The sequence below is a fragment of the Planctomycetota bacterium genome (genome assembly GCA_016207825.1).
GTDB lineage: Bacteria > Planctomycetota > MHYJ01 > JACQXL01 > JACQZI01 > JACQZI01.
Map to the genome: position 1 here is coordinate 21,195 of JACQZI010000014.1, position 13,933 is coordinate 35,127.

Here is a 13,933-nt window from a genome sequence, read left to right on the forward strand (position 1 = left end):
TTAACGGTGCAAATGACGGGAACGCGGTTTCCGGCCGGCCTTCGTGATTATGCTTTTCAGCTTTTGCGGCGACATCTCGGTTCCGCTCCTGGTATTTATATTTTTGCAGACGCTTTCGTCAAAGACCGTTTCGCCGATATCATTGGCGCCGGTATGCAGGCACTTGACGGCATTATCCATGCCCAGCCTAAACCAGCTTGCCTGGATATTCGGGAGCGACGAGCCGAAGAACAGGCGGCTGACCGCAAGAAGCCGGAAGGTGGCATCGGTCTCATTTAAATATCCGACCCGCTCGCGCCATTTGGAAGCCAGCTTTTTCAGGTTCGTAAACTCGGTAGTATGGTACGAGAAAGGAATGGGTATGAATTCGATAAACCCGTTGGTTTCCCTCTGAATGTTTCTTATAATTTCCATATGTTCGGCGATATGGATTTCATCCTCCAGATGGCCGAAGAGGATAGTCGCGGTTGTTTTAATACCTATCCTGTGGGCGTTTTTAATGATGTCAACCCAATCATGAGTCCTGATTTTATCAGGGCAGATTTTTTTTCTCAATTTATCGTTGAGTATCTCCGCGTCAAAGCCACCCATAGAGTCCAGGCCGGATTCCTTAAACTTTTTTAATACTTCTATGGTCGGGTTTTTGGAGCGCTTGGCGATAAAAGATATCTCTAAAGGAGAAAATCCCTGGATATGAGTCGAAGGAAAAACCTTCTTTATCTCCTTCAACAGGTTACAATAGTAATTAAAATTCAGCTCGGGATTACATGCCCCGTAAATACAAAGCTGTTCGACATCCTTGTCTTCCTTCAGCTTATTAATGACATTGCTTATTTTCAGGGTAAAACTGCCTTTCTCGTTTTTCCTTTTGAAATAGGAGCAGAAGCGGCAGCGGTAACGGCAGACATTCGTATAAGCAATGTGTTTGCTGTGGAGATAAGTAACCACTCCACGATGAAGCCGTTTGTTGAGCATATCCGCGGTGCGGTTTATTTCCTCGGTCATGACTGGATAGCTCTGCATCAGGACGATTGCCTCGGTCGCGGTGACCTCTCCCCCGCCTAAAGCTGTTTTAAGAATAATTCTCGGATCCATTATTTTTCTCCTTTTATAATATTTTTTCCATGAATTTATCGAGCGTCTGAGCGGGATAAATCTTCTCGCTCATGAATTCCTCTTCAGGAAAGCCGTGCCAATCCGACCCGGCGGTTATCAACAAATCGAGTTTTTCAGCAACCGTATGGTAATAAAACGAATTATTATTCGATTTCCTGCGGTTATAGGCTTCTACGCCGTCCATTCCCATGGAAACAAAAACCGCAATATATTTATCAAAAAACTTCATCGGGGGATGCGCCCAGATGCACACGCCTCCGGAGTTTTTAACCAGCCCGATGACATCGGCAATTTTAGTGGTCGTTTGGGGAACGATATTAAGGTCGTATTTAAGATAACTCTGGAACGCGTCGACGGGAGAATCCGCATAGCCCTTTTCCACCAGCAACTGCGCCAGGTGGTTACGCCCAATGCTTTCCCCGTGATAAAAACGACCCAGTTCCACCCGGGTGAGATTTATTCCTTTCTTTTCAAGATTAGCCAAACCCTTGGAAATCCTGGATTCTCTATCAGCCTGCGCAGTGGCAACAAAGCTCTTCAATTCTTCAGAAAGGCCATCCCGGAAATAACCGAGAACGTGGATTTCCGTACCTTCATAAGAAGAGCTTATCTCTATACCCTGGATTACCTTAATACCGTCATTTGCATTCTGCTGCTTTAACCTTTCACCTCCGGAATAGCTATCATGATCGGTCAATGCGATTATCTTTAGACCGGCGTTTCTTACTTTGTTAAAAACCTCATCAGGCGGGTATAATCCGTCTGATATATTGCTGTGCAAATGCAAATCAACAGACATTTTTTTATTATAGCATTTTCCTAATAAAATGCAAGAGTAATTTTTTTGACACCTTGGTTTAATATCTGCTATGCTATAATCCAGCGGGCTAGAAGTCGCGAAAAAACTACGATACAGGGCGTCATCTTTTGCCTTATTTCCAGTAAAAAAATATGAGTAAATTAGAAAAATTATTTTTAATAGACGGTAATTCTTACATTTACCGGGCTTTTTATGCCATCAGGCATTTATCAAACTCAAGCGGCCTTCCCACCAACGCGATATACGGATTCACCACCATGATACTGAAAGTAATCAACGATTATAAACCAGCTTACCTGGCAATCGCCTTTGACGCTAAAGGACCGACTTTCCGCACTAAAATATACAGCGATTATAAAGCCAACCGGCCGAAAATGGCGGATGAACTGGTAATGCAAATACCCTATATAAAAAATATCGTGGAAGCTTTTAACATACCACAGCTGGAAAAGCCCGGATTTGAGGCGGACGACATCATCGGGACCATCTCCCGCCTTGCCGAACAGCAGGGAATCGCCACGGTTATCATCACGGGCGACAAGGATATGACCCAGCTCGTCTCGGAAAAGATTACCCTGCTGGACACCATGAAAGATAAAACAACCGGTGTGGAGGAAATCAAAGAAAGATTCGGGGTTGCACCGGATAAAGTGGTCGATATCTTCGCATTGGCAGGGGATAAAACCGATAATATCCCCGGTATTTCCGGAATCGGCGAAAAAACCGCTATAGAACTGATTAAAGAGTTTGGGGACATAGAAACTCTTATAAAAGAAGCGGATAAAATTAAAAAGGAAAAACTCAGGGAAAAAATTATCGCCAATCCGGATGACGCCAGATTAAGCAAGGAATTATTCACCATCAAAACCGATGTCCCATTGCCGGTGAAAATAAACGAGCTTAAACAAGGGACACCGGATATCGAACGATTAAGGAATATTTTTACCGAATTGGAATTCAGCAAATTCCTTAAGGAATTAACCCCGGCAAAGAATATCTCCTATGACGAATACCGGCTTGTTCTTGATGAGAATAGCTTTAATAATTTAATCAATGACCTGCAAAAAGCGGACAGTTTTGCCGTGGACCTGGAAACCACCTCTAAAGACCCGGTCCAGGCGGAGATTGTCGGCATTTCTTTATGCCATCATCCCAAGAAATCTTTTTATATACCGGTCGGGCACACTTATCCGGATGTCCCAAAGCAACTGAATAAGGGGAAAGTATTGAAAGCGCTTAAAGGGCTCCTGGAAAAGCCGGATAGCAGAAAAATCGGGCAAAATATCAAGTTCGATATGATTATACTCAAGCGGCACGGCCTCGAAATAAAAGGAGAAATCAGCGACACCATGATTGCCTCCTACCTATTGAATCCTGCCAAGCATAACCACAATCTGGAAGAAATCAGCCGTGAATATCTCCAGCACCAGATTATTACTTATAAAGACGTGGCCGGAACAGGCAAAAAGGAAATAACCTTTGACAAGGTCCCGCTGGAGATTGCCAAGGACTATTCAGCGGAGGACGCCAACGCCGCGTATCTTTTGGACCGGATTCTTATCCCTAAGCTGGAAGAGGCCAATCTCTACAAACTTTATAATGAGATAGAACTGCCGCTGGTAAAAGTGCTTGCGCAGATGGAACTGGACGGAATTAAGGTAAACAAAAAATTCCTTTCCGCATTAGCCGATGATTTTAATAAACGCCTTGATAAGCTGAAGAAAGAAATATACCGGATGGCCGAGGAAGAATTCAACATTGATTCGCCCAAGCAACTCCAGCATATCCTTTATGAAAAGCTCGGACTGCAGAGGGGTAAAAAGATAAAGACCGGCTTTTCCACGGACAGCGATACCCTATCGCGACTGGCAAACGAGCATCCCCTGCCTGCCCAGATACTGGAATACAGAACTATTGCCAAGCTGAAAAGCACTTATATCGAAGGGATGGATGCCATGATTAACCCCCAAACCGGGCGTTTGCACACATCCTATAACCAGACCGTAACGGCGACGGGACGGCTTTCCAGCAGCGAACCGAACCTGCAAAATATTCCGGTCCGGACCGAGGAAGGCAGGAAAATCCGGCAGGCTTTTGTCCCGGAAAAAGGCTGTATCTTCATCTCCGCCGATTATTCGCAGATTGAATTGCGCCTATTGGCCCATTTCTCAAAGGATGAAAAACTAATCAAGGCTTTTGAGAATGACGAGGATATCCATACATTCACCGCCACGGAAATATTTAATGTCACAAGCGACATGGTAAACAACGAAATGCGCCGGGCAGCCAAAACCATAAATTTCGGAATCATCTACGGGATGAGCGCTTACGGGCTGGCGCAGCAGCTTTCCATCAGCAATGAAATGGCACAGCAATATATCGAAAGTTACTTCGCCCGTTACCCGGAAATAAAAGATTACCTGGAAGAAACCGTAATTTCAGCACGGGAAAAAGGTTATGTGGAAACACTTTTCGGAAGGAAGCGATACCTGCCGGAAATAGCCAGTTATAACACAACCGTCCGCAATTTCGCCGAGAGAGCCGCGGTTAATGCCCCGCTCCAGGGAACAGCCGCGGATATCATGAAAAAAGCCATGATTAACCTCTATAACCGCCTCTCCGGGACAAAGCTTAAAACAAAAATGGTACTGCAGGTCCATGATGAATTAATATTCGAAGTTCCGACCGATGAGGAAAAGAAAATCGTTCCTATAATCCAAGCCGAAATGCAAAACACCTGCAAGCTTTCCGTTTTCCTCAAAGTGGATTTAAAAAAAGGCGATAACTGGTCGGAAATGGAACCGGTTAAGTCATGATGTTATCAAAGTACTGCTATCAATAAGATAAAACGTGGAAAGGATGAAAACCAGCATCATCACGGCGGTTAAAACACGAACCGGCATAGTCGGTTTCGAATAATCAGAGGGAGAAGATTCCCAATCCATTCCATACCCGCTAATGACGATAAATTTATACATCAAATAACACTCCAAGGCAAACGGCAGGAAGCCGAGATATCCCACAACCGGCATTGCAAATATCTTACAGCAATTTAAATAAGGCAGGCTATAAACCCAGCTTGCCTGCGCCTTCCCGTTCCAGGCCTCCCATAAAAAACCGCAGATAAACCCGGCAAGCGCCAACCTGACAATCCTTGGGTATTCCTTTTGCAAGAATAAAGAAGCTTTAGCTAACCGGTAATTTACAGGTTCCAACAAGAATATAAAAGCTATCCAGATAAGCGGGAAAAAGTATTGCGGGAAAAAGAGCGGCAACAGAATAAAAATTATCCCTAATCCTGATACCGGGTTAAAATATTTCCTGTCGATAAGCGTTGGTTCGCCTTCATTCTTCCCTTTAAGGTAAAACATCCCTAATGCTCCAAGAAGCTCATCGGTTTCAAATATGGCCGGTAAAACCGTGGCAAATGATATAAAATACCCCAGCCATCTCTGCCAGATGACAGAAGGAAGGTATTCATAAAACCAGTTTTGCAGGCGTAGATTGAAAAGCTCAAAAACCAGCCAGATAATCACCGACCAGGGTAACATTAGAAAGAATGATTTGGTCCGGCTAACTATCAAAGAATTGCCTTTAAGGCGGTAAATCACGCCGTCAATAATAAACAAATAACTCCACCAAATAATCGGGTAAAACCAGCGCAGGATAAACTCACAATCAAAAAACCATATTACGCCATAACATAATAACTGCCCGATAATCCCAAGCCAGATTAAATTACGCTTTAAGGAATCCATATTATTGATTTTAACACGCCGCCAGAAATGAATCAAACATTATGAAAGCAAAATAAAAAGGGCGTCCCGACGTTACATCGGGGCGCCCTTGATGTATCCAAGAGTGTATTATTTATTTGCCTTTTTCTTTGGGTGGCCTTTGAGGCTTCGGGCCCGGACCTTTTCCCTGTCCTTTACCTTGTCCCTTGCCGTCTCTTCCTTCTCCCTGGCCGTGATCACGGACGCCGTTATTTTCCTTGTGTTCTTTCCTCTTCTGCTGTAATTTTTCCCCGGCTTTGCCGCGTTCATCATCGCTGATTTTGCCATCGCCGTCCGTATCTATCTTTTTCCTCAACTCCTGCCTTCTGGCCTTGAACTCATTACGGGCATGAGCTTTTTCATCATTACTCAACTGGCCGTCGCCATCTTTATCAAACCTTTTAACTAATTCCGCCCGGCGGCTTTGGATATCCTGCTTAGCGGTGGCTCTTTCATCATCGCTCAGCTTGCCGTCGCCGTCCTTGTCAAATCTCTTGACAAATACCGTCTGAAAACGTTCCCTGACAAAATGGAATTCTTTAAGTTCATTACCTTCAAGTTTGCCGTTACCGTTTTTGTCAAACCTTTTCAGGACTCCGGCTTTGAATGTTTCACGGTCTTTTTCAAACTTTGCTTTTTCCTCATCGCTTAATTGGCCGTCGTTATCAGAATCGTATTTCTTAAGAATCTTCTTTTCGTTATTTCCCTTCCGCTGTTGTTCGACAAACTTCCTGGCTTCTTTCTTTTCATCTTCACTAAGCTTGCCATCACCATCCGCATCAAATTTCTTAACGAATTCGCCCCTGCGATTTTCGAGCTCCTGCTTAGCGGCGGCTTTTTCGTCATCGTTCAATTTGCCATCGCCATCCTTATCAAATGCTTTTTTAATCTTTTCCCTTTGGGCAGGAGGAATCGGCCTGCGCTTCGGCTTGGGGCCGTTAGGGTTTTTCTCCCCCGGCGCAAACTCTTCGTCATTTCCCTGGCCGCTATCACCATCGCCTATCTGGTCAACCTTACCGCTTTTTTCATCATCTTTGTTATCGCCTTTGCCATTATCCTTTGCCATTACCTGCGTGGAGACTAATCCGAGAACAAGGATTAGCGCTATTGCTATCAATATGTTCTTTTTCATATTTCTTTTCTCCTTTCTGTAATATATAAACACCGCTCTTGTTAAAAAGTTTCGCTAAAAAGCGATAAATTATAAAAAATACTATATATTGACTTCTCTCCGGTAACTTAATAAAATCAACCATATGCCAGCTGAAAAAGAAGCCGTTGAACAAGGAACGCCTCAAAACCTCAAGGATATAGAAAAGCTTTTTATCGCCTTGAGCAAGAACAAGGGCTCGGATTTGCATCTCAAGGCTAATTTAAAGCCGATTTTCCGTATTGCCACGGTGCCGCACGAAGCGGGACCTCGCGTTCTGGGCGATGCGGACGTCCAGCGCCTGATTTACGAAATTCTCTCGGAAAAGCAGAAAAAAGAATACGAACAGGAAGGCGATATCGACTTCGCTTATAATATCGAAGGCTGGGGCAGGTACAGGATAAACGTCTTCCGCGACAGGGGAAGCGTGGCGGTGGCGGTGCGCCGGGTGAATACGGAAATCCCCTCTTTCGAACAATTACACCTGCCACCGATACTAAAAAAAATAGCCCTGTTACAGGATGGGCTGATTATCGTTGCAGGCCCGACCGGTTCGGGCAAATCAACAACCCTTGCGTCTATTCTTCAATACATCAATAACAACCGCCGATGCCATATCATCACTATCGAAGACCCGATAGAATACCTGTTTAAGGATGTAAAATCATTCATTAACCAGCGCGAGGTCGGGCTGGATGTAAAAACATTCGCCTCGGCTTTAAAATACGTGGTCAGGCAAGACCCGGATGTAATAATGCTGGGAGAGATGCGCGACCCGGAAAGCCTGGAAGCAGGACTCATGGCCGCGGAAACCGGACACCTCGTTTTGGGAACGGTCCACGCCTCAAGCGCTTACCAGACTATTTCACGCATTCTGGACTTATTCCCGACTGAACGGCAGGAACAAATCCGCCAGGCACTTTCTTTTAACCTTAAATCAATCATCTGCCAGAAATTGCTGCCCGGAGCAAAACCGGATGTCGCTCGGATGGTGCCCACGGTTGAAATATTGCTCAATAACCCCTCGACACAAAAACTCATCCAAGAAAAAGAGGACAAAAAGATACAGGAAGTCATCCGCGGCGCAGAAGAAGAAGGTATGCAGGATTTCAACCGTTCGCTCTTTAATCTTATCAACGAAGGGCTGATAAACAAGGAAGTGGCTTTCAAATATTCACCCAATGCCGAACAGTTAAAAATGTATCTGCAAGGCATCTTCCTTGATGACGAGCGTAAGATAATCGGCTAAATAAATTACTTTCCGCTGGATTGCAATAATTCTTGAGCAAAGCGTTAAAATAGATTATCCTACCATACATACAATATATGGATAAACATATTATCTTTTTGAGCGACGCGCATCTTTCCGTCGGCTATCCGCAGCGGACGGCAAAGATGCTGGATTTCATGCTTTCCCCGGAATTCCGCTCGGCTGCAAGAATCTATATCCTGGGCGACCTTTTCGATTTCTGGATAGGGCCCAAACATATAGAACTGGTTGATTATCAGGATATACTTTCCGCCTTACGAAAACGCACCAAAGATGGGCAACAGATTAATTTCATCTACGGCAACCGCGATTTCCTGGTAGATAAGTCTTTTGCCAAGGCTACCGGGGTAAAGATATTAGGCGACAGCGCTGATTCACAACTGGATGGCAAAAAAGCATGGCTAACGCACGGAGACCTGTTATGCACCCTTGATAAAGGTTATAAGAGTTATCGCCGGCTGGCGAGGAGCAAACTCATTAAAGCCGCTTATAAAAGTATCCCTCAAAAAGCAAGTTACGGAATAGGCAAATCCTTGCGCGGGCTTTCCACCCATCTGGTAAAACAAAAGCCCGACCCGGAAAGAAATATCACGCCAAAAGCAGTCGAGGCAACTTTTAAAAAAGGATATGATATTATCATCTGCGGACACGTCCACCGCAACGGCGAGGAAAGCTATCCGGGCGGCAAAACGCTTTATACATTAGGTTCATTCGGTGAAGGCGGGCATTACCTGGTTTACAAAAACGGCTTTTTAAAGCCATCGGTATTCTGAAGCTTCCATCCCGAAAAGCCAAGAGAATATTTACAAAGCATATCTAAAATGATATGATTCCCCCCATGAAAACGGTCGGATTTATCAGCCTGGGATGCCCCAAAAACCTGGTGGATTCAGAAGTAATGTTGGGTGCTTTAGAAAAAGCCGATTACAAAATAGTATCTGATGGCCAACCGGCTGATATTTTCATCATTAATACATGCTGTTTTATCAAGGATGCCACCGAAGAATCGGAAAGCATTATAAGGCAGGCGCTAGCGCTCAAAAATGAAGGCAAATATAAAAAGGTGGTAGTTGCCGGATGTTTGCCACAACGCGTGGGCGATACGCTTAAGGATAAATATAAAGCAGATGCATGGCTGGGCTCTTTCGGAAGAGACGAAATTGTTAACCTTTTACGCAAACTTTCCGTTGCGGAAAAACCGGTCAATGCCGTTCCTCACGTTCCTGAAGCGGCTAGGATTGATAACCAGCGATGGCGTTTCACCCCAAAACATTTCGCTTATTTAAGGATTGCTGAGGGATGCGATAACCGATGCACTTATTGCGTGATTCCGCGCTTCCACGGGCGTTACCGCAGCAAACCCATGCCGGAAATAATCAAGGAAGCCGAAAAGCTGGCAAAAGACGGCGTTAAAGAAATCAATCTTATCGCCCAGGATACCACTTATTACGGAAAGGATTTATATGGAAAATCCAAATTAGCCGAATTACTGAGGAAACTAGCGGGTGTTAAAGGGGTAGAATGGATACGGGTTCTTTATACCAATCCGCGCTATTTTACAGATGATTTAATAAACGAAATAGCCGTGAATAAGAAGGTGGTTAAATATATTGATATTCCGATACAGCATATCAGCGATAACATACTTCGTAAAATGGGCAGGGGGATAAAAGGCAAAGATATAATCGAACTCATAACCAAATTGCGTAAAAAGATAAAAGGACTGTTCTTAAGAACGTCAATAATCGTCGGATTCCCCGGCGAGACAGAAAAAGATTTTAACGAACTTATGGATTTCCTGAACAAAGCCAAATTCGAGCGTCTGGGGGCTTTTATATATTCTCCGGAAGAAGGCACGCCGGCTTTCGGCTTTGAGAAACAAATCACGGAACAGCTTAAGGCAAAACGACTTGACACTCTCATGCGCACCCAGCAAAAAATCGCCTTTGGTTTTAACTGGAAACTAAAAGGAAAGATTATCCCCGCCATTATCGACAGCCGGGAAGGCGGATATTTTATCGGGCGGATTTACGGAGACGCCCCGGAAGTGGACGGGAATATCTTTATAAAGCCGGCAAAACAAGGCGGGAAAAGCTTGAGGACAGGCGCCATATATAATATACTGGTCACGGGTTCCAAGGGATATGATTTGACAGGAGCACTTTATGAATCTTGCTAACCGTTTGACACTAAGCCGCTTGTTTATTTCAATCATTTATTTTGTGATAATATTCTTTGCTTATAAAGACGGCGTTTTCCATACGGCATTGATAAATTGCGCCCTGGGCCTTTTTGCTATAGCGCTCCTGACCGATGTATTAGACGGCTATATTGCCCGGCGGTATAAAATGGTAACCAATTTCGGCAGGATTGCCGACCCGTTCATAGATAAAGTACTGGTCTGCGGGACTTTCGTATTTTTTGTCAGCTGGGCTCCCATGCAATATTTCATGCCGGCCTGGATGTTGGTAATAATTTTAGGGCGTGAATTCCTGGTCAGCGCGTTAAGGGCTTTTGCCGAGTCAAAAGGCATCGCTTTCGGCAGCTCTTTGTGGGGCCAGCATAAAATGACAACTCAAAGCCTGACGATAATCTGGGCCCTGATTTATTGGGGACACCTGGCAAGAAGACCCGACCTGCTTCCGGCATCGGCGGTCATATTAAAAGCTTTCATCTGGCTTACCCTAATCACAACCATTATTTCCGGCCTTTCATATATACTAGCTTTCTATAAATTATCACGTCAGGTTAAACAGGATTAACCGAATCAATGAAGAATTTCATTTTAAAAGGACTGGTCAGCGCCGCTTACACAGGTTATTTCCCATGGATCGGCGGGACAATCGGAACGATTTTTGCGGTCGATATTTACCTTATCTGTTACGGATTCATAAATATGCCTTATAAAGAATATCTTATAAGCGGCGCCGGCGTATTGTTTTTTTCCATCATCTGCCTTTTAACCGGGAAATGGGCGGAAAAATATTACGGCAAAAAGGATCCCAAGCCATTCGTGCTGGATGAATTTGCCGGTTATTTCCTATCGGTATTCATGATAAACCTTTCGGATATGCCGGCTTTGTCAGTTATCACCTCCTTTATACTTTTCAGGTTTTTTGATGTGCTTAAGCCTTTCCCGGCAAAACAAGCGGAAAGACTAAACGGCGGAATAGGTATTGTCACGGATGATTTAATCGCGGGTTTTTATGCCAATATTTTAACCAGAATACTGCTGTCTATGCCGTGGTTTATAAAACTTGACCCCTCTTCATATATTTTGTAATGTTTAAATATTATGCCAACAGGTGAATCGCGTAAATTTAAAAGCGGTATTTATAAAAATCCTGCAAAATCAACCATACGCCGCACTAAAACAGTGGTTTTACCGCGGGCAAGCGAAGACGGGACCGAACAACCAAAGTATGTTTCATTAAAACCTAGAGGTTTGCCGTTAGGCTTAAAATACGCCCTCTTAACCGCGTTGGCAATCACCATCGCCATAATCATCGTGGTAATTATTTCCTATGTCTCAATCCGGAACGAAGTGGAAGACCAGATAAACGAATCAGGTATCATGCTAACCAATGTATTATCAGGTTTTGATGTGGAATTCTGGAAAGATGCCCAAAAGAACAATAAAATGGAGCAGATTAAAGCAGCTAATGTCATCAATTTTCTTGTCACGGAAGAAAAAGGGGCAGACGTATTTTTAGTCGCCTCATTAAAACCACCGCAACAATATAAACTTGAAAACGACCGGTCATTAAAAATCACACCGGATGATATAGAAATCAGGGAACTGGATTATTCGGAGCAAACCGGTGAAACCGACCGTATAAGAACCCGAGCTTACCGCAAAGAGCTTTTGGACAAAAGCGGAAAAGGAACAGACCATTATATCACATTGTTCATTTCAGCTCGTAAAATCGACGAGGTTTTAAACAGCCTGTTTATAATATTTTTATTGCCGGCATTCCTGGCAATCGCCATCGGCGCCGGACTCGGATTATGGATGGCATCCCAGGTAACCAAACCTATCAAAAACCTCATTGATGACATGGAAGAAGTCAGCGGCGGCAACCTGGAACACCAGTCGACCGTATCTTCACAGGATGAAATCGGCGTATTAACCAAGGTTTTTAACCGGATGACCAACAGCCTGAAAGCGGCGCATGACAAGGAATTGGAGGCAAAAGCACTTGAACATGAACTAAACATTGCCCATGAAATACAGGCAAATCTTTTGCCTAAGAAAATACCGGAAATACCGGGTTATGATATCGCGACATATTACAGAGCAAGCAAGGAAGTGGGCGGCGATTATTACGATATCATCAATATCGACGAATCCAACATCGGAATCATCGTAGCTGATGTTTCCGGCAAAGGGATTCCCGGCTCGATGGTCATGACCATGGCACGCAGCCTGGTGCGCATGGAAGCCGGGCGTAATCCTTCCGCCGCGGATACCCTGATAAAAGTAAACCGTATCATGGCGACCGATATACGGCGCGGGATGTTCGTCACAGCCCTTTACATCGTGTTAAATATCAAAAACCATACCGCCCTGGTAAGCAGCGCCGGCCATAACCCGCTTGTCATCTGGCGCAAAAAATTAAATAAACATGAATTGGTTAACCCTAACGGGATAGCTCTGGGCTTTGACCGCGGCCCTGTTTTTGAGCGAACTATTAAAGAAGTCACGATTAACCTGAGCTGGGGCGACCGCCTGGTCGGCTATACCGACGGCGTGGTGGAATCAATGAACCAGCATGATGAGGAATTCGGCTCAGAACGATTCTACAACCTGGTTAACCGGCTGGGCGAAATAGAATCCCGGTTGTTCATAAACAAAGTAATGGAAGAAATTGATGCGCATCAGGGCAATGCGCCCCAACATGACGATATAACACTTATCTCTTGTAAATTCAGCGGATGAACTTAAAAAGGAGAACTTGAATTATGAGCGATGAAGCAAGAGGAAATACGTTAAGGAAACAGTTACCGGATAAGGATAAATACCAAGACAGGCTGATAATCACCAGCGATTTGAAGCTGCTTTACCTGGTCAGGCAGTTTGTCGTCAATTTTATGCGCCAGATTCCCCTGCCAGCCGATTATGAAAACCGGCTCGTCTTGGCGGTTGATGAAGCCGTCAGCAATATCATAGAACACGCTTACGAATCAAAAACCGATGGTTATATCGACATACAAATAGCCAGGAACGAAAAAGAAATTTCTTTCAGTATTACGGACTGGGGGAAGCCTTTTAACCCCAATAGAGTCAAAAAACCTGATATAGCAAAATCTATCAAAGCCGGAGCCAAAGGCGGCTTGGGCATCTTCCTGATGAAGCAAATAATGGATGAAGTAAAATATACTTTTAAAAGTGGACAAAATCATTTGTATTTAGTAAAGTATCTGGCTTTGCAAAAGGAGGCATAATATGGGCGACTTTCAAATCAATACGCAAAAATTATCAGATGGAATAACATCTATTTCGGTAAAAGGATTCCTGGATGCCTATACCTACAGCGAATTCGAGCAAACTATTAATAATCTTTTTAACCAGAAACAGTATAAATTAGTCGTTGACCTGTCAAACGTGGATTATATCTCGAGCGCCGGAGCGGGTGTTTTTATCGGCGCCATCGGCCTGGCGCAGGAAAACAACGGTAATATTATCATCATCCGCCCCAAACCGGGCGTAAAGGAAGTCTTCGACCTTCTGGGCCTTTCCCAGATTTTTACCATTACCAATAACCTGGAAGCCGCCATAAAGACTTTAACGGGAAAATAAA

At 44.2% G+C, this 13,933-nt stretch carries 13 protein-coding genes; 9 read left to right on the plus strand and 4 right to left on the minus strand.

The annotated features are described in order from the left end of the window. Window positions 1-1,095 (minus strand): CofH family radical SAM protein, encoded by a 1,095-nt coding sequence (locus HY811_06725; GenBank protein ID MBI4834494.1) that lies wholly within the window; start codon window positions 1,093-1,095, stop codon window positions 1-3. Window positions 1,096-1,108: 13 nt separating this feature from the next. After that, window positions 1,109-1,915, minus strand: a complete 807-nt coding sequence (locus HY811_06730) for a PHP domain-containing protein (protein MBI4834495.1) — start codon at window positions 1,913-1,915, stop codon at window positions 1,109-1,111. A gap of 152 nt (window positions 1,916-2,067) precedes the next feature. Between HY811_06730 and polA the strand changes: the two genes are divergently transcribed. Then, a complete protein-coding gene (gene polA, locus HY811_06735) occupies window positions 2,068-4,752 on the plus strand; it encodes a DNA polymerase I (GenBank protein MBI4834496.1) in 2,685 nt (894 codons plus the stop codon). Here polA and HY811_06740 read toward each other — a convergent pair. Together HY811_06740 and HY811_06745 are read right to left on the minus strand one after the other, a co-directional pair. Continuing rightward, on the minus strand, window positions 4,747-5,694 hold the full coding sequence (locus HY811_06740) for a hypothetical protein (protein MBI4834497.1): 948 nt from the start codon (window positions 5,692-5,694) through the stop codon (window positions 4,747-4,749). The genes polA and HY811_06740 overlap by 6 nt on opposite strands. A gap of 112 nt (window positions 5,695-5,806) precedes the next feature. After that, entirely contained in the window at window positions 5,807-6,844 is a 1,038-nt protein-coding gene (locus tag HY811_06745) for a hypothetical protein (protein MBI4834498.1), read from the minus strand. A gap of 124 nt (window positions 6,845-6,968) precedes the next feature. Between HY811_06745 and HY811_06750 the strand changes: the two genes are divergently transcribed. From HY811_06750 to HY811_06785, 8 genes are all read left to right on the plus strand, one after another. Next, window positions 6,969-8,111: a PilT/PilU family type 4a pilus ATPase gene (locus tag HY811_06750; GenBank protein MBI4834499.1), complete on the plus strand. Its 1,143-nt coding sequence runs from the start codon at window positions 6,969-6,971 to the stop codon at window positions 8,109-8,111. 77 nt (window positions 8,112-8,188) lie between these two features. Further along, a complete protein-coding gene (locus HY811_06755) occupies window positions 8,189-8,905 on the plus strand; it encodes a UDP-2,3-diacylglucosamine diphosphatase (protein MBI4834500.1) in 717 nt (238 codons plus the stop codon). 65 nt (window positions 8,906-8,970) lie between these two features. After that, the gene (gene rimO, locus HY811_06760; GenBank protein MBI4834501.1) at window positions 8,971-10,311 is read left to right on the plus strand and encodes a 30S ribosomal protein S12 methylthiotransferase RimO; all 1,341 of its coding nucleotides are present in this window, start codon (window positions 8,971-8,973) and stop codon (window positions 10,309-10,311) included. Next, complete coding sequence (gene pgsA, locus HY811_06765; GenBank protein ID MBI4834502.1) at window positions 10,298-10,894, plus strand: CDP-diacylglycerol--glycerol-3-phosphate 3-phosphatidyltransferase; 597 nt, start codon at window positions 10,298-10,300, stop codon at window positions 10,892-10,894. Before rimO ends, pgsA begins: the two co-directional genes overlap by 14 nt. 8 nt (window positions 10,895-10,902) lie before the next feature. Then, window positions 10,903-11,415 carry a phosphatidylglycerophosphatase A gene (locus HY811_06770; protein MBI4834503.1) on the plus strand — a complete coding sequence of 171 codons (513 nt, stop codon included), beginning with the start codon at window positions 10,903-10,905 and terminating at the stop codon, window positions 11,413-11,415. Between the two features lie 12 nt (window positions 11,416-11,427). After that, a complete protein-coding gene (locus HY811_06775; protein MBI4834504.1) occupies window positions 11,428-13,071 on the plus strand; it encodes a PP2C family protein-serine/threonine phosphatase in 1,644 nt (547 codons plus the stop codon). Window positions 13,072-13,094: 23 nt separating this feature from the next. Then, window positions 13,095-13,577: an ATP-binding protein gene (locus HY811_06780; protein MBI4834505.1), complete on the plus strand. Its 483-nt coding sequence runs from the start codon at window positions 13,095-13,097 to the stop codon at window positions 13,575-13,577. A gap of 1 nt (window position 13,578) precedes the next feature. Then, entirely contained in the window at window positions 13,579-13,932 is a 354-nt protein-coding gene (locus HY811_06785) for an STAS domain-containing protein (GenBank protein MBI4834506.1), read from the plus strand. Window position 13,933 lies beyond the last annotated feature (1 nt).